Raw genomic sequence first — 16275 nt, forward strand, 5'->3', positions numbered from 1 at the left:
CAATTGTTGACAAGATGCTTTCTAAATTCTATTCCAGGAAGGTGATCCTCTGATGTCTATTCAACAAATCCATACACTGGATGAACTGCAACAATACGTAGGGCAACCCGGCAAAAAATTGCTCTTCAAGCACAGCACCACCTGCCCGATCAGTGCCAAAGCAAATGAGGAGTTCCAGGCCTATACACAGAATTCTGACACGCCTGCCGCCATTGTACATGTCATCGAAGACCGTCCGGTCTCCAATCAGATTGCCGAGGATTTCGGGATTAAGCATGAGTCGCCGCAGATTTTCCTGCTGGAGGATGGTGAGGTCCGCTGGAACACTTCCCACTGGAAAATCACCCGTGGCGCCATCAAGGAAGCTGTGGAGCAATGAGCCAGAACGTAATCATCTATTCCACATCCGGCTGCAGCGACTGCAATCAGGTGAAGCAGCTGCTTGAGAGCAAGGGCATTCCCTTCGAAGTCAGAGATGTGATGACCAGTACCGTCTATCAGGAAGAAGTCGAGAAGCTGGGCTTCATGGGTGTTCCAGTCACCGTATCCGGAGACCGGGCTGTCAAGGGCTTCAATCTTCCTGAGCTTCAGGAGCTTATTGAGGCAGCTGTACAGTAAGGATTCAGTCAGTTATGCAAAATGGTGCCGCCCTCTTTACAGGGCCGGCACCATTTTTGTCGTTCAGATCTGTCAGGCCGGGAATGTAACCCCCGTCATAGCTTCACTCAGCTCCCACAGCGTCAGAGCGTTGCCCGGATCAATCGCCCAGTCCTGCACCCCAGGCTGGTGCGAATCCCCGGACTCCGCTACAGGAGCGATGTCAGCATCCTCGCAATACACGCCGCCCTTGCCGTCGAGCAGCGGACTCACCGCGCACCAGACACTGGTCGCGGCTCCCTGCTGGACCGTCTTCATATGACTTGTACGCCCGGCCGGAATGCGGTTGCCCGCTTCATCCAGCGCCCCCATGCCGCGCAGCTCGTCATCCGACAGATGCCGGGCCAGATCGGTCAGGATGCTGCCGGGATGCACGGAGAATGCCCGGACACCATGTGCTTGCCCGCGTTTGTCCAGTTCAAGGGCGAACAGCACATTGGCGGTCTTCGACTGGCCGTAGGCTGTCCATTTCTCATAGGCTCTACGCTCAAAATTCACGTCTGCGAAATCAACACCGGCAATGCGATGGCCGCGTGAAGATACGGAGACTACCCGCGCGCCTCCGCCCTGCACCAGCGCCGGCCAGAGCCGGGCCGCCAGCTGGAAATGCCCCAGATGGTTGGTCGCGAACTGCGCTTCGTACCCGCGGCTGTCGCGGGCCAGCGGCGAGGCCATGATGCCTGCGCTGTGAGTCAGCATATGCAGCGGCCGGCCGGAGTCCAGGAACCGCTGCGCGAAGGCATCCACAGATGCCGGGTCCAGCAAATCCAGCGCCTCCAGCTCGACACCGGGAATCCCGGCAAGGGCAAGCCGGGCCTTCTCCGGTGTCCGAACGGGAACTATCACAGTGGCCCCCGCGGCAGCCAGGACACGTGTGGTCTCCAGGCCCAGGCCGGAGTAGCCGCCGGTCACGACCGCTATTTTACCGCTCAGATTATGGCCTTGGATTACTTGCTCCGCCGTAGTGTCCGGACCCCATCCGGAAGGAATCGGTCGCTGCATAAACTTCGTATTACTCGCCTCATTGTTTGTCTCATTGTTCGACTCTTTACTCATCCCGCTTTTCAGCTCCGTATTCATCCCAATTTTCACACTTCGTTCCTCCTCTGTTCCATTTCCGCGATGAACCTGCCGTCCTTAAGCTCCCGGAAGTTCTTCAGCTTGTATTTCATAAGCTCCAGTGCCGCCGTAAGTTCCGTGAGCTGCTCTTCAATCAACGTTTTATGCCTGTCCAGCACACTGTAGCATTCCTCGTAGTCCTCTTCCGCTGAAGCCCTGATATATTCTTGAATGGTGCGCAGTGGCATATGGGTTCTTTTGAGAATAGCGACGAAATGCACCCGGTCCAGCTCACGCCTGCTGTATGCCCGCTGGCCGTTCTCCTTGCGGCTTGCCGGGGGCAGGAGCTTGATTTTCTCATAATAGCGGATGGTATCCTGGCTGAGTCCTGTCCGCTCTGCTACCTCGGCGATCGTAAAAACAGGCTCCATTGGCTGCTGGCCTCCTTCTTAATCTAGCTTCTTAATCCAGCTTCTTAGTTTGGCTTTCAGTCTTGGTAATTTACTGACCGTCTGCCCTTACAGATTCAAATAATAATCCCTGGAGTAGGGTCCAAGTCAAGCATTCGGGAAGCGGGAATTAGGCCCTCCCGGATGTATGGTTTGTGCGGCTAGAAAGGTACACTTTTCGTAGAATCAGGTTCTAATTCAGGTACAAATTGTAAACCGCCATAATTACTCTAATAACACATTCACGAATCTATTTGCCAGACGGGTAACGCTTACTTCATCTTCAATCTCTCATTATCTCCCGATTACTCACTAATACGCCATTTCACAAAAAATCAATATCGACGGCGTTTCCGGTCTAACGCATTAATATTTCCGGAGTTCCCTCACCGCTACCTCCCAAAAATAAAAAACGGCGATTGAGCGAGATAAACGGATGATAATCGGCCACATATATGGTTTTAGTCTCCAATATTCCTCGCGAAGCAGCAATTTATTGCAAATCCGGCGCAGAAGCACTCTTTTCCATTTTTACAAAGACAATCCTGAAAGGGTATGATTCGTGTTGAAAGTTACCAGCGATAATGTGAATGCACGCTGAATTTCCGCCAAGCGGAAAACGGGGGAACCATCAGGCCGCAGGCCTACTTGGGGTGAATCCGAAGGAGACTTCAATTACGCAGTCTCAAAAGGTAGGGCGACTCTCACCGTCCGAATCCGACAGCTAACCCCGTAAGCGTAAAGAGAGAGATCTTGATCCGCCACGATTTTGCCCCAGGCTTCTTACGCCTGTAACAAAACCGCAGCAGAGGTCCTCCTCTGTCTGCGGTTTTTTGCGCACTTATTCCGGCGGATCAGCATTTCGGCAAACCTATCAACTACATATCCAAACTATAAATCGCCCACATTCAGGAAGGAACGTGTCCACATGCCAGACCCATTATCGTCCAATGCAGTTCCCGCTGCCGGATTCACCAGCTATATTGAGCAATATAGCGGAACCATCTATGCGCTAAGCTGTCTCCTGCTGGAGAAGGGCGCCCGCGCCGATCAAGCCGCAATTGCTACATTCGCGGCACTCTATGAGCCTTGGCTCAAGGGCAGCATCCAAGCAGATGCTTACTCCCTTGCCTCCTACAGGGAATGCATCCGGCAATGCTCGCTGGTTGCTCAAGACCGCGGCCGCTGCTCTTCTGCCCTGCTCACCTGGGAGGATCAGATCGCCAGCGCCTTATGGTACGGCATCCAGCTGCCGCTGCCCGAGATCAGCCTCATCCTGCAGCGAAGCGTTCCTGAGCTGAAAGCGCAGCTCAGAGGGATTCGCGAACAGATGGCTGCTGCGCGGCCAGCTGTCCCGCGTCCGTCGGCGGGATAGGGAGCTGGGTGGGGCCTGCAACAATAGACTCAAGCATGCTGCTGCGATCCATGCGGACTGTAGATCCGTTATTTCGCCCAATCAGTCGAATCAGCGATCCATGCGGACTCAGAGGACCTTAACTAACCAGTTTCGCCTCATTTTGAGCTCCTTCGAACAATATAAGCGCGCCTGAGTCCGCAACGGGCAAAAAAGCAGGCTTTTTCACAAAATAAGGTCCTCTCAGTCCGCGTAGCAAGCGCTGCATAGAGTAAATCCGCTGACGTCGTACATATTAATAAAAGCCGCAGCATCCGCCACGGCTCTCCATTTGCTAATGCTATGCTATCTGTTCCAGTGCCAGAAATCAGCGCTTGCCCTTGCCGCCCTTGGCGAACCGCCAAAAAGCCATGCAGCATCCGAGCAGCCCGACGCCCAGCAAGATGGTCTGCAGTGCTCCCAGCCAGGTTGATTTGTCCGACGGGATCAGGCTGCTGATAATGATCAGCAGGATGGAGACCACGACCAGCACGGGGGTTTGTCTACTTTTTTTCACAAAAAATCACCACTCCTAATTACTAATATTACTAAGGTACACTATCTGCGGGGGTTTAACCAGTTTAGGGTGGTTTGTGATCACTCTATAGAACAGCATTATTTATAAGCCCGTTTCATCACTACAGGTCATCCACCTTCCATATCCCATCATTTTAATCATTGAATAGACAGCGGTATCATCACTCCCGTTATCCCAGGACCTGTCCACTACCACTTCGTATTCATCAGCGTTTATTTTATTCATTTCATTAATTTCGTAATCTGTTATATTTGCCGTCTCCTTGCTGATTTCAGCATACAGAGCCTTCCTTTCATCTATCGTCTTACTTTCTGAGGTATCTCCGGAACACCACATGTGCACTTTCGCGATGAAATCATCCAGATAGCTCACTACCACACTGTTCAACTCCGGATCATCACTTAGCTAAAATACGAAGATTAACAATAACATTGCAAATTGGTTCTATCGTAGATATAATATGTCTGTAATAACTATTTAGTGTAATTAAAGGAGATCGGGCTATGACGGAGTTCTGGGAAGCAAGCTTCATAGAAAAACAAACGATGTGGGGATTTGAACCTTCTGACTCGGCCATCTTAACCAAGGATTTTTTCCTTGAAAAGAATGTTAAAGACATCCTGATTCCCGGCATTGGATATGGCAGAAATGCAAAGGTTTTTATGGACAATGGTATAGATGTTACTGGTATTGAAATTTCGCAAACAGCGATTGATCTGGCGAGGCAGCGCGGGCTGGATATGAATGTTTACCACGGCTCGGTAACCGATATGCCATTTGACAACAAACTCTATGACGGTATTTTCTGCTATGCACTGATTCACTTATTGGATCAGCGTGAGCGGGAGAAGTTCATTCAGGATTGTTATAATCAGCTGAAGCCGGGAGGATATATGGTCTTTACAACGGTATCCAAAAAAGCACCAATGTACGGTAAGGGCGTCCAACTGGATACAGACTATTTCGAAATTATGGACCGAGTGAAAATGTTTTTTTATGATGCTGACTCCATTCAACAAGACTTTGCCAACTATGGCCTGGTCGAGATATCAGAAATAGATGAGCCCGGTAAGAATATGAAAAACAAACCTTCCATAAACTTCTTAATTGTAAAATGTAAAAAGGAAGGATAGCGCTCCAAGCGCACTGTCTGCATAAGTAAAAAAAGCCCACCCGCCTCCCCCGGCGAATGGGCTTTGATCTATGTTTACTGGCTGCGCTTCTGATATCTGCCAAAGGCTATGATGGTCACCACCATACTCACAATGCCTATACCCGTTAGCATCCCTTGCGTGAAATCTATCAGGTTGCTTCCGTTAGAAACTAACATTCGGCCCGCCTTTAGTGAAAGAAAAGAAGGGAATTGTAATAATGTGTGTTCCAATCTGGTAAGTTGATGATTAAATGATCCTGATTTCAGAAACACATTGTGTTAATTACCTTTTCATCTATGCTTAAAGCATAGCTTCCTGTTGTGAAATGAAAATAAGTGTTAGACTGCCGATGTTGTTATTTAACTAACGTTTTGAGGGGGCTTAACCAATATTTATGTGTGACTTTTCTCCTTGGGATGTTTTACTTTTTTGCCTTCTGAGCCTTTGCCACTTTATCAGCAGCAGCTTGTGTTTGTGTTTGAATTGCAGCAGTAGCTTTGTCTAATGTTTTCTTCCCGTTTACTACCTGTGTCAGTTCTTCAGATAGTATTGACCAAAAATCCAATTCCAAATCTGGTGACTTGTTCATGAGCGCATAACTTGTAATAGATGAATTGAAGTTAGGTTTTAATTTATAGAATGCATCCAGCTTGTAACCAGAATACTCTTTAACCATGCGGGACAGAGGTGCACCTATACTATTATTAGAGTTGTTAGGTTTGTAGTATTCGTTAGCGTGGTCATCCCCATTGAAATATTTAATGAACTCCCAAGCGGCATCCAGATTCGATGCACCTGCTGGAATAGCCAGAATCTCAGAACCAAACACATATCCTGTTGACTTCCGGTCCTTAGAATCCGCAGGGCCGGCAGCCATACCAAGCGTAAACGGTTTATAATTCTTTACATTGCTATTTGCTGCTTGCAAGGACTGCAGCTGACTGATAGAGGCTACTATCATAGCGGATCGTCCCATAATGAACGGGCTGCTTTCCAGGTAACTTTTGCCCGACAGAGTGATTCTTTCGTCAAGTACCCCCGACTTCGTAGCCTCGACAGACAGGCGATAGGCATTTTTCCACGACGCTGTATTCGCAGTAGCCTTAAGAGTATTTGGATCAATATACGTTAATCCTTCTGTTCTGGCAATATCCATTACCAAATTGCTGGACCCAAAGGAGCTTAGACCCCAAATTCGGGTGTTCTTATCTCCTGTAGTAGGGAATTCACCAGCAAGTTTCAATATTTCTTCCCACGTCATTCCGTCACTTGGTGCTTTAACATGGTGCTTTTTAAATAAATCCGCATTATACAGAAGAGCATACGACTCCACCTTTAGGCTTAACCCATAAAGTTTGCCGCCGCCTTGTTCCTTCAATTCAGCAAGCAAGCCAGGGTACACTGTTGTCATGTCATACTGATCCCGTTCAATTAACGGTTCTAAATCTGCCAGCTTTTTATCTTTAGACATTTGCTGGTAATCATAGGGGGGCAGCATTACAAGATCCGGTGAATACTTTTGGATCGCCGAATTGTAATCTGTAACCGAACCTGAACCTGTAGGTGCAAAGACTTCGATGTCTGTATCCGGGTAGTTCTTACTGAACTGGTTCCCGTACGTCCTATTGAAATCATCAGCGTTCCAATACAATACTTTTAAAGTATCTTTCGTATCTGCCTGGCTATTCGAATTTGCGGAAACCAGTTGACCTGTGGCAAGACCTGCTGAGGTACCGATCAACATCACACTGAAACTAGTAAGCATGATCTTCTGTATCATATTTTTCTTCAAAAATAAAGCCTCCACTCATTTGTTATTTCAAACGGTTATTCACTTGGATGGACTCAAGTATAGAATAGAAAGCTTATAAGCCAGCTACTGAAATCCTTATCATTTCCTTAAATAAGGCTGAGAAGTGCGGACAAAAAGGAACCCATTCTCAGATAGAAGCTATCTAAGAATGGGGCCTGGGTTATTTCTTCGCTTTTTGCTTTTTCACAGCCTCATCAAGGCTCTTTTGAACCTGTGTTTGAATGGAAGCCAGCGCTTTGTCTAGTGTCTTTTTGTTGCTTATTACCTGTTTAACTTCACTCTGCAGGATAAGTGAATACTGTGCATTGTTAAATGGAACTCCTATTGGATTAACATATGGTGGTGTTTCCAGGTTTGGTTTTAATTTATAGAAGGCCTCCATACTAAATCCTTTGTATTCTTTACTATAATCCATCCGTGACAGGGAATAATCTGAAAGCATCTCGGACTTAAATTTAGCAAAATCCGCTCCGTTATAGAATTTGACGAAATCCCAAGCAAGATCTTTATTAGATGAACTAGCCGGAATCGCAAAGATTGAATCAAGATGAATGTTTCGTGTCATGTTCCGGTTCTTAGGATCGGCAGGACCCGCAGCAATTTTAACGGTAAACGGTTTGTACTTTGCTATAGCAGATTTATTTGCAGTTACCCCCTTTAAAGTATTCATACTAGTCGTACTTACTGTCATAGCCGCTCTTCCCATAAGGAAAGGGTCCACATCATATCCACTTTTATTTGAGCCTTCTATGGTATTGGATTTTATCGCAGTGATAGCCATACTGAATACCCTTTTCCAAGCGGCTGTATTCATAGTTACTTTAAGTGTATCAGGATTATAACGGGTTAACCCTTCAGAAGTTGCTATATCATTGATCAAATAGGTGTAATTATCAAGCGGATAGTGAAGTCCCCAGATACGGGTGTCCTTATTTCCTTTAGTTGGGAATTTCGCGGATAGTTTCAGTATTTCTTCCCAAGTCATTCCGTCCTTCGGTAAGGGGACATTATATTTTTTGAATAAGTCTACATTGTAAAAAAGGGATTCTGTGTTGAAGCGCGGACTTAGCCCGTAGAGCTTTCCATTCACTTTGAGTGCGTCCAACAATCCAGGATATAGGGTTGCAGTGTTATAGTTGTCACTCTTGATTAACTGTCCCAGTTCTGCTAACTGGTTCTCCTTGGACATCTGCTTATATTCAAGGGTGTTCAACATGACAACATCTGGCGATTGCTTGGCGATAAAAGCTTTTAAGTCTGATTTCCCATCCCATTTCACTTCCTGAATCTGAGTATCGGGAAATTGCGCTTTGAACAAGTTCTCATCGAAATAATATTTGTCTTCGTACAGCACCTTTAGAGTTTGTTTCGTGTTAACCTGGGTGTTTGAATTAGCAGAAGCTTTTGGGTCTTGGCTAAAGCCTGCTGAAATAGCCAATAGCATAAAGCTCAAACTAACGATTACTGACTTTTTTAAAATAGTTCTCTTCAAAATAATACCTCCACTCCTTTATTGTTAAAACGATTATCTGTTTGTACTGAGCTAAGTATATAAGAGAAAACTTATCAGCCAGCTACCGAAATCCTTATCATTTCCTTAAAGCCTCCATATCAACCTTAGGGTTGATATGGAGGGACTTCCATTACCTTTAATCTACCGTCAACTCTTTTAACTGTGTAGGTGAACTTATCAGTGATTGTGTCGAACTCCTGTGTCTGGAACAAGGTTCCGTCTTCATGCTTTAACGTAATCACGAATTTACATTCATCCTTGCTTACCTCGGTCTGATCAACAATCTCTTTAAGGGAGATGTCAGGAATCAGCTCCAGATACTGATTGAATAATTCTTGCTCATCGTCAGGATCTGTTTCAGGAGATAAATTCATGAGCCCCTGGTAGCTGCCGCCGTATAACTCGACCAAAGTTTCAGCATCTTTATTAGCGATGGCCCGCATGTATTGCTCCAACGTATGTTGCAGATTCTCATCGGGACTTATTTTATCTGGGTTCGCCTCATTATTGCTGCTACATCCCACAAGGAAGAAAGCACAGATGACGCATGCGAATATAATTTTCTTCATCATTCATTTCCTCCTATTCTCCCGGAGGTATTATATAATACCTCGGTAGATGCCTTTCCATATCAAGCAACATGGTCTCGGCATCCTTTAAATATTCCAGATAGCCAAAAGGCCCCATCATGTTGTAATTCGGGTCAGAGACGATGAACTGGACATGGTTTCCTAACTTCCAGTAGCCCTTGATCATAGACGAGTGTCCCTCTGGAATGTCCAGTTCCCTAAACATGACATATAAGATATTCCCTTTATCCAAATGATCTAACATCTTATCCAAATCAACTGTAGTATCAAAAGCATCAGTGAACTCCAAGCCATACTGCAGCATTACATTCTCGGCAACCACATCAGGGCGGCCAGTGCAGCTACAACCGAACCATACGGTGCCTTAGACTCTTGCAGCTTCATATCTGACCGAAGAGTAGCGTCATAAACAATCGCCGGCATAAAAGACCAATCATCCCAGTTGCCGGTTTTTCCAGGCTCAAAGTTCCCAGACTCCGACCAGAAGAAAAATCCGCTCGATTTCCATGCATTGATATCTTCCGTATCCTTTGGCTTGGAGGCTGGAACCGTTTGTATTTCTCCAAATATAGCTTCATAAGCCGATACTAACATTTCAGCTGCCATCAGCCTAGTCAGTCGCTGATCCGATGCCGCTTCACCTTCCAGCTATCAGGTGGCAAATCAGGAAGCTCAAGACCCTTTTGTCTTAAATAATCTACTTCCTTTTCAAAAGCTGTTGTCTTCAGAACACCCTTTTCCAACTCCGCCAGATTGTCCGAGTCTGGTGTCTGTTCCTTCGGCAAATTACAAGCAGTGGAACCAAGAACAAGTGCCGCTACACTAATAAATATAAGTACTTTTTTCATATACATAGCAACCTTATACTTCAAGATTCCACCCCCGCTTCGTTCTTCTAAGAACAACATTACAGTCCAAACAACATAGAGGGGCACTTGCTTTCCGCAGGAGCCCCCCTCAGATACCGTGCATTCTTTGACACCCAAAAGGCTTATAAAAATATCCTTTTCATATCTCCATGATTCTTTATCTCTATCTCTTTGTCTTTTGAGCCTTTGCCAGTTTATCAGCATCAGCTTGAGTGCTTGATTGAATAGCAGCAGTTGCTTTGTCCAATGTTTTCTTCCCGTTTACTACCTGTGCCAGTTCTTTAAATAGAACTGACCGGAAATTTAATTCAAAATTTGCTGACTTGTTCATGAGAGCATAACTTGTACTAGCTGAATCCAAATTAGGTTTTAATTTATAGTACGCATCCAGCTTGTAACCAGAGTACTCCTTAACCATGCGGGACAGAGGAGCACCTATATTATTACCAGTGGTATTGGGTTTATAGTATTCGTTAGCGTAGTCATCCCCATTGAAATATTTGATGTAATCCCAAGCGGCATCCACATTCGATGCACCTGCCGGAATCGCGAATATTTCAGTAATACGTACGTCTCCTGTTGACTTCCGGTCCTTAGAATCCGAAGGGCCGGCAGCCATACCAAGCGTAAACGGTTTATAATTCTTTACATTATTTTTTGCTTTTTGCAAGGACTGCAGCTGACTGATAGAGGCTACTATCATAGCGGATCGTCCCATAATGAACGGGCTGCTCTCCAAATAACTTTTACCCGGCAGAGTGATCCTTTCGTCAAGCACCCCCGACTTCGTGGCCTCGCTCGCTATACGATAGGCATTTTTCCACGCAGCTGTATTCGCAGTAGCCTTAAGAGTATTTGGATCGATATATATTAATCCTTCCGTTTTTGCAATATCCATTACCAAATTGCTGGATCCGGAGGCGCTTAGGCCCCAAATTCGGGTATTCTTATCCCCTTTAGTAGGGAATTTCTTAGCAAGCTTCAATATTTCTTCCCACGTCATTCCGTCACTTGGTGCTTTAACCTTGTGCTTTTTAAATAAATCAGCATTATACAAAAGAGCATACGACTCCGTTTTTGGGCTTAACCCGTAAAGTTTACCGCCGCCTTGTTCCTTTAATTCGGCAAGCAAGCCTGGGTATACTGTTGTCATGTTATACTGATCCCGTTTAATTAACGGTTCTAAATCTGTCAGCTTTTTATCTTTAGACATTTCTTTGTACTGGTATGGGGGCAGCAATACAAGATCTGGTGAATACTTTTGGATAGCTCCGTTGTAATCCGTAATCGCACTCGAACCTGTAGGTGTAACTACTTGGATGTCTGTATCCGGGTACTTCTTACTGAACAGATTCCCATACGTCCTATTGAAATCGTCTGCGTTCCAGTACAATACTTTTAAGGTATCTTTGGTATTTGACTGGCTGTCCGAATTTGCAGAGGCTGCTGAAGTACCGAATAGCATCACACTGAGACTAGCCAGCATGACCTTCTGCAATAAATTGTGTATCAAAAATAAAACCTCCACTCATTTGTTATTTCAAACGGTTATTCACTTGTATTGACCCAAGTATAGAAGAGAAAGCTTATCAGCCAGCTACCGAAATCCTTATCATTTCCTTAAATATGGCTAGCGTTATTCATTGCATTAGAAATATCGCTTATAATTATTGTTCTACTCTCTATCTAAGAAAAATAAGAGAACTAAGGGAGGATCTATGGCGGAAAGCACGATTTTGATGGTGGATGACGAAACGGAAATTATCCAATTGATGAATATTTATTTCAATAACGAAGGATACAAGCTCCTGCAGGCGTCGAATGGACTGGAGGCACTGGAGATTCTGCAGTCGGAGCAAGTCGATTTGATTGTACTGGATCTAATGATGCCCGAGATGGACGGGTTGCAGGCTTGTATGAAAATACGGGAAACGAATCCTATTCCCATCATCATGCTCTCGGCTAAAAGTCAAGATATCGATAAAATATCAGGCCTCAGTATCGGCGCCGACGACTACGTAACCAAACCGTTCAACCCGCTTGAGCTGATTGCACGCATCAAGTCACAGCTTCGGAGGATGAACCAATTTAACTCCACTGCGGCTAACGCAAACGAAATACGTATCGAAAACGTCGTTATTAATGAAGCATCCCATACGGTAACGGTCGATCAGCAGGAGATCAAGCTGACTCCCCGTGAATTCGCGCTCCTTCACATGCTGGCAGTCAATCGAGGGACGGTGCTGAGCATGGACCGCATCTACGAGGAGGTCTGGAACGAGCCTTTTATGGAGTCGAAGAATAGTGTTATGGTTCATATCCGAAAGCTTCGTGAGAAGATAGAAGCTAATCCGCGCGAACCGCGGATAATCAAAACCGTGTGGGGGATTGGATACAAAATCGAAGGCGTTCTAAAAGCAAGGGGTGAGTAGGATACAACTACAGTGGCTGTATACAATTCGTTGGAGATTAATGCTGATCATGATTGGAAGCCTGGCCCTAACAGGCGCAGTTATTTCTTTTGGTTTTTTCATGGCCGGGGAACTGCAAAAAATCGAATACGTGGCTGCTCCGATCAATTGGAGCATTGAGCATGCCGGATCCGTTCGCGTGATGATCATCACTGGTATCATTCTCTTTCCCGTCACTTTCTTCCTGGCCAGCTTCCGTTTGGTTCAGGATTTGCGCGAAATCAACGCAGGGCTGCAGGAGTTATCGGCAGGTCGGTTCGGGCGTGTAATAACGGTCAAGGGCAAGGATGAGTTAAGCGTTGCAGCGGAGAGTATGAATCAACTCAGCAGCGAATGGGATCAATATCTGGCGGAAATTACGCGCGGTTTGAAGGAGATTTCCAATGGGCAGTTCGACCATCAGATTCCGGAAATTGCCGGTAACCAACTGGGCGAAGTCGCGCATAGCATCAACCAAATGAGTACGCAGTTGAAGCATTCGATAGCGGAGGAGCGCAAAGCGGAAAAGACCAAAAATGACTTAATTACCGGTGTATCGCATGACCTGCGCACTCCACTGACCTCGATTCTCGGTTTTCTCGAAGTGATTGAGGAGGATCGGTATCAGGATGAACTAGAGATGCGCTATTACATCAACATCGCGTATGAGAAATCCTTGTCGCTTCGGCGCCTGATCGACGAGCTGTTCGAATATACGCGTATTAACAACGGCATGCCTCTGGAACTGAGCGAGCTCGATATCGCCGGGCTGATCCGTCAGCTGGAAGAGGAATTCGTACCGGTTACGGAGAACGTAGGCATGGAAATCAGGTTGAACATGCATGAAGGAGAATTCAAGATCCAAGCAGACGGAGGGCTGCTGGTACGGGCGTACGAGAATATTATCTCCAATGCCATACAATACGGGAAGGCGGGCAGATATATAGATATCGATATTGCTAAGGATGGAGATGTACTGGTCGTGCGGATCCAAAACTATGGAGACCCCATTCCGGAACGGGATTTGCCTTTTATTTTTGACCGCTTTTACCGGGTGGAGCGCTCCAGGTCGAAGCAGACCGGAGGCACAGGTCTCGGACTGGCCATCGCAAAAAGCATTATCGATGTACACGGAGGGAGTATCACTGTACACAGTAGCAAGAAGGCAACTATATTTGAGACACGGCTCCCGGATTCCGGCATCCATCAGGCGCAAGCGGCTGTTCCGGAAGAAGTTCATAATGAAATTAAACGGGTACCGACCGTGATTCCCAAGCGGGGCCTGACGCCGAAACAAAGAATATCCCCCCGGAAACGGGGCTTATTCCAATCCAGGGTACCTGCAGTATCGATGATCGTGCTGCTCATTTGTGCAGTGGTACTATTCAGCGTTAAGAATTCATTTACCTCCCCGCTCATGGTAAAGCTGGATGCAAATAGCGATCCAGCGCTGATGACAGCAAGCGAAAATGACATGATGACTTCTATAGGCGGTAAATCAGACCAAGGCTATACACTTCTCATTCATCGTTATATGTACGACAGCCAGAACCTAATTCTCCAATACTCAATCAAAAATTTTAACGAGATATCGCAGTCACAATGGGCGAAACAATCAGTCAAGCCGACTTTTAAATTGGACCCTTCAACGATACAGGCAGTGCCCGGCATCGCCACAGATCCAGGTGTAACGTTGGCCAAAAACGGCACCATCAATTATTCTTTTAACGGAACCACACCTCCAGACAAGTTCATGTTGAAAGTCAGCGTAAAAGAGTTAATTCTCTCGGATGACACTGCTCAGCAGCTTACACTCGCCGGAAACTGGAGCTTCGAAATTCCTGTTAAAAAAAATTATATACGAAAAGCCAATGGTCAAAGTTCACCGTTGTTGAATTAAACCTAGATGAAGCCTCCATATCACCCCTAAATGCAGCACAAACTCCATTTTATTCATTTAGAGTACTATGAACTAAATACATTACAAAAGGGAGAAAAGTTCATTCTATGGAATTTAATATATTTATAGTTGAAGATGATACGGCATTATTCGAAGCGCTGCAAACCGGACTGGAAGCTTGGGCGTTCCGGGTTACGAAACCGGATGATTTTGATGAGGTTATGCGTTCGTTTCTTGATCAGCAGCCTCATCTTGTAATCATGGATATCACGCTGCCTAAATTTGACGGTTTTCATTGGTGCAGGGAAATTCGCTCTGTATCCGAAATCCCCATCATTTTCTTATCTTCCCGCGATCACCCGTTAGATATGGTTATGGCGCTTAATATGGGTGCGGATGATTTTGTCCAGAAACCTTTTCATACGGATGTGCTGTATGCCAAAATTCAAGCGATTCTTCGACGGACGTACGCTTATGGTGAAACCCAGGCAGATACACTCGAATGGAACGGTGCCTTGATTGATTTAAAGCGGGGGGTTATCCGAAAATCAGCCGAGGAAGTAGACTTGACCAAAAACGAATTTTTCTTACTGATTGCGCTGGTGAAGTTCAACAACTCTGTCATTTCACGTCATGACCTGATTCGTAAGCTATGGGAAGATGAGCAGTTCGTAAATGATAATACACTTACAGCCAATATCACCCGCTTGCGGCAGAAGTTAGAACCGCTTGGGCTTTCAGACGCTATTGTGACAAAGAAAGGAATGGGTTATATGGCAGTGACTTTATAGGAGGAAAAGTTGATATGTTAGTCCGTTACGTTATTGCCAGAAAAAGCTGGATCCTGCTTTTTATCAGTTTGCTGGGTGTTACTGACCTGCTAATATTACTCGATCAGGGAGTAAGTGTTGGACCCACCTCTTTCATATACTTAAATTCGTTGTATATTATTCTGTTTGTTGTATTTTTCATTTGGCGGTACAGGAAAGAAACCAGGTATCTGGCAGCGGTTGCCAAACTGCAGGAAGTCATGCCCGCTGACTGGATTGAGAGTCTTCCCGAACCTGACAATGAATTGGATAGGATCACGGGCCATGTATTAAGAGAGGCTTCTTCCCATTTCAAACGGAAGCTTTCTGGGATGAAGGAAGCCCAACTGGTTGAGAATGATTTTATTGCCTCCTGGATTCATGAAATCAAGACTCCTCTTACCGCTATGAAACTGATTATGGCCACACGCCAAAGTGATCCGGATATCCGCAAAATGGAAACAGAATGGCTGCGGATTCACCTGCTTGTAGACCGTCAGCTATATATGACACGCCTTCCTGCCCTGGAATCGGACTATGTTCTTGAACAGGTGTCGGTACAACGTCTTGCGGCAGAAGAAGTCCGGGAACTGGCTGCCTGGTGTATGGAGAAAAACCTGGCAGTCAGTATTGAAGGCAATGATGCCACCGTCGTTACAGACCGTAAATGGTGCCGTTTTATCATTAGGCAGTTATTGACCAATGCCATCAAATACAGTCCTACAGGCACGTCACTCACGTTCAGGACAAATGTTACGGAACAAGAGAATGTCTTTCTGGATTTAATAGACGAGGGTCCGGGTATTCAGCCTCATGACCTTCCGCGTATATTTGACAAAGGATTTACCGGCGGGAATGGAAGGATTCATAATGCTTCTACAGGCCTCGGCCTCTATCTTGCCCACACCGTTGCAGCCAAAATTGGGATTACGCTTCAAGTCCATTCCATCCAGCCGCAAGGTACGACAATGCGGATTACTTTTACAGATTCTAATGCATTCGAGACCGTTAGAAGAGGACAAGCAGACAATATCCCATTATGAACAGCCAAGGTCATCTGGGCTGTTTTTGTGTTAACCTG

The 16275-nt window shown here is 45.8% G+C and carries 20 protein-coding genes and 1 riboswitch; of the genes, 8 read left to right on the forward strand and 12 right to left on the reverse strand.

Annotation, left to right across the window (positions count from 1 at the left end; genetic code table 11):
- Window positions 1-52 precede the first annotated feature (52 nt).
- Both ytxJ and NSU14_RS29080 read left to right on the forward strand, forming a co-directional pair.
- A complete protein-coding gene (gene ytxJ, locus NSU14_RS29075) occupies window positions 53-379 on the forward strand; it encodes a bacillithiol system redox-active protein YtxJ (protein WP_039306673.1) in 327 nt (108 codons plus the stop codon).
- Window positions 376-618: a glutaredoxin family protein gene (locus tag NSU14_RS29080; protein WP_042133269.1), complete on the forward strand. Its 243-nt coding sequence runs from the start codon at window positions 376-378 to the stop codon at window positions 616-618. Before ytxJ ends, NSU14_RS29080 begins: the two co-directional genes overlap by 4 nt.
- Before the next feature lie 72 nt (window positions 619-690).
- On the opposite strand, the gene NSU14_RS29085 is transcribed toward NSU14_RS29080, so the two are convergent.
- Entirely contained in the window at window positions 691-1713 is a 1023-nt protein-coding gene (locus NSU14_RS29085) for an oxidoreductase (RefSeq protein ID WP_445670101.1), read from the reverse strand.
- A gap of 32 nt (window positions 1714-1745) precedes the next feature.
- On the reverse strand, window positions 1746-2147 hold the full coding sequence (locus tag NSU14_RS29090) for a MerR family transcriptional regulator (protein WP_340948134.1): 402 nt from the start codon (window positions 2145-2147) through the stop codon (window positions 1746-1748).
- A gap of 603 nt (window positions 2148-2750) precedes the next feature.
- A riboswitch (cyclic di-AMP (ydaO/yuaA leader) is annotated at window positions 2751-2918 on the forward strand.
- Between the two features lie 175 nt (window positions 2919-3093).
- Here NSU14_RS29090 and NSU14_RS29095 point away from each other — a divergent pair.
- Window positions 3094-3540 (forward strand): hypothetical protein, encoded by a 447-nt coding sequence (locus tag NSU14_RS29095; RefSeq protein ID WP_340948135.1) that lies wholly within the window; start codon window positions 3094-3096, stop codon window positions 3538-3540.
- A 346-nt stretch (window positions 3541-3886) separates the two neighbouring features.
- Here the strand turns inward: NSU14_RS29095 and NSU14_RS29100 are convergent, their stop codons facing one another.
- Window positions 3887-4075, reverse strand: a complete 189-nt coding sequence (locus tag NSU14_RS29100; RefSeq protein WP_039306684.1) for a hypothetical protein — start codon at window positions 4073-4075, stop codon at window positions 3887-3889.
- 102 nt (window positions 4076-4177) lie between these two features.
- Complete coding sequence (locus NSU14_RS29105) at window positions 4178-4474, reverse strand: hypothetical protein (RefSeq protein ID WP_042133264.1); 297 nt, start codon at window positions 4472-4474, stop codon at window positions 4178-4180.
- A 125-nt stretch (window positions 4475-4599) separates the two neighbouring features.
- On the opposite strand from NSU14_RS29105, the gene NSU14_RS29110 reads away from it, so the two are divergent.
- A complete protein-coding gene (locus NSU14_RS29110) occupies window positions 4600-5229 on the forward strand; it encodes a class I SAM-dependent methyltransferase (RefSeq protein WP_336103226.1) in 630 nt (209 codons plus the stop codon).
- Between the two features lie 74 nt (window positions 5230-5303).
- Here the strand turns inward: NSU14_RS29110 and NSU14_RS29115 are convergent, their stop codons facing one another.
- From NSU14_RS29115 to NSU14_RS29150, 8 genes are all read right to left on the reverse strand, one after another.
- Window positions 5304-5426 carry a hypothetical protein gene (locus NSU14_RS29115; protein WP_256703955.1) on the reverse strand — a complete coding sequence of 41 codons (123 nt, stop codon included), beginning with the start codon at window positions 5424-5426 and terminating at the stop codon, window positions 5304-5306.
- Between the two features lie 245 nt (window positions 5427-5671).
- Window positions 5672-7042, reverse strand: coding sequence for an ABC transporter substrate-binding protein (locus tag NSU14_RS29120; protein ID WP_340948137.1), 1371 nt, complete (start codon window positions 7040-7042; stop codon window positions 5672-5674).
- Window positions 7043-7223: 181 nt separating this feature from the next.
- Entirely contained in the window at window positions 7224-8555 is a 1332-nt protein-coding gene (locus tag NSU14_RS29125) for an ABC transporter substrate-binding protein (protein ID WP_052421646.1), read from the reverse strand.
- 125 nt (window positions 8556-8680) lie between these two features.
- Window positions 8681-9148 (reverse strand): hypothetical protein, encoded by a 468-nt coding sequence (locus NSU14_RS29130; RefSeq protein ID WP_042133259.1) that lies wholly within the window; start codon window positions 9146-9148, stop codon window positions 8681-8683.
- Window positions 9149-9158: 10 nt separating this feature from the next.
- A complete protein-coding gene (locus NSU14_RS29135; RefSeq protein ID WP_340948140.1) occupies window positions 9159-9470 on the reverse strand; it encodes a hypothetical protein in 312 nt (103 codons plus the stop codon).
- On the reverse strand, window positions 9470-9772 hold the full coding sequence (locus NSU14_RS29140) for a hypothetical protein (protein WP_076246186.1): 303 nt from the start codon (window positions 9770-9772) through the stop codon (window positions 9470-9472). Before NSU14_RS29140 ends, NSU14_RS29135 begins: the two co-directional genes overlap by 1 nt.
- An 8-nt stretch (window positions 9773-9780) precedes the next feature.
- A complete protein-coding gene (locus tag NSU14_RS29145; RefSeq protein ID WP_179093576.1) occupies window positions 9781-10239 on the reverse strand; it encodes a hypothetical protein in 459 nt (152 codons plus the stop codon).
- Window positions 10199-11563 carry an ABC transporter substrate-binding protein gene (locus NSU14_RS29150; RefSeq protein ID WP_340948141.1) on the reverse strand — a complete coding sequence of 455 codons (1365 nt, stop codon included), beginning with the start codon at window positions 11561-11563 and terminating at the stop codon, window positions 10199-10201. Before NSU14_RS29150 ends, NSU14_RS29145 begins: the two co-directional genes overlap by 41 nt.
- 190 nt (window positions 11564-11753) lie before the next feature.
- Here NSU14_RS29150 and NSU14_RS29155 point away from each other — a divergent pair, with 190 nt between their 5' ends.
- The 4 genes from NSU14_RS29155 (at window position 11754) to NSU14_RS29170 (ending at window position 16237) form a co-directional block, all read left to right on the forward strand.
- Window positions 11754-12467 carry a response regulator transcription factor gene (locus NSU14_RS29155; protein ID WP_076246179.1) on the forward strand — a complete coding sequence of 238 codons (714 nt, stop codon included), beginning with the start codon at window positions 11754-11756 and terminating at the stop codon, window positions 12465-12467.
- 40 nt (window positions 12468-12507) lie between these two features.
- The gene (locus NSU14_RS29160; RefSeq protein ID WP_340948142.1) at window positions 12508-14385 is read left to right on the forward strand and encodes an ATP-binding protein; all 1878 of its coding nucleotides are present in this window, start codon (window positions 12508-12510) and stop codon (window positions 14383-14385) included.
- 107 nt (window positions 14386-14492) lie between these two features.
- Window positions 14493-15176 carry a response regulator transcription factor gene (locus tag NSU14_RS29165; RefSeq protein WP_042133247.1) on the forward strand — a complete coding sequence of 228 codons (684 nt, stop codon included), beginning with the start codon at window positions 14493-14495 and terminating at the stop codon, window positions 15174-15176.
- Between the two features lie 350 nt (window positions 15177-15526).
- Window positions 15527-16237, forward strand: a complete 711-nt coding sequence (locus NSU14_RS29170) for a sensor histidine kinase (protein WP_340948144.1) — start codon at window positions 15527-15529, stop codon at window positions 16235-16237.
- The last annotated feature ends 38 nt before the right edge of the window (window positions 16238-16275 follow it).

Source organism: Paenibacillus sp. FSL R10-2771, from assembly GCF_038000205.1.
Classification (GTDB): domain Bacteria; phylum Bacillota; class Bacilli; order Paenibacillales; family Paenibacillaceae; genus Paenibacillus_AQ; species Paenibacillus_AQ phytohabitans.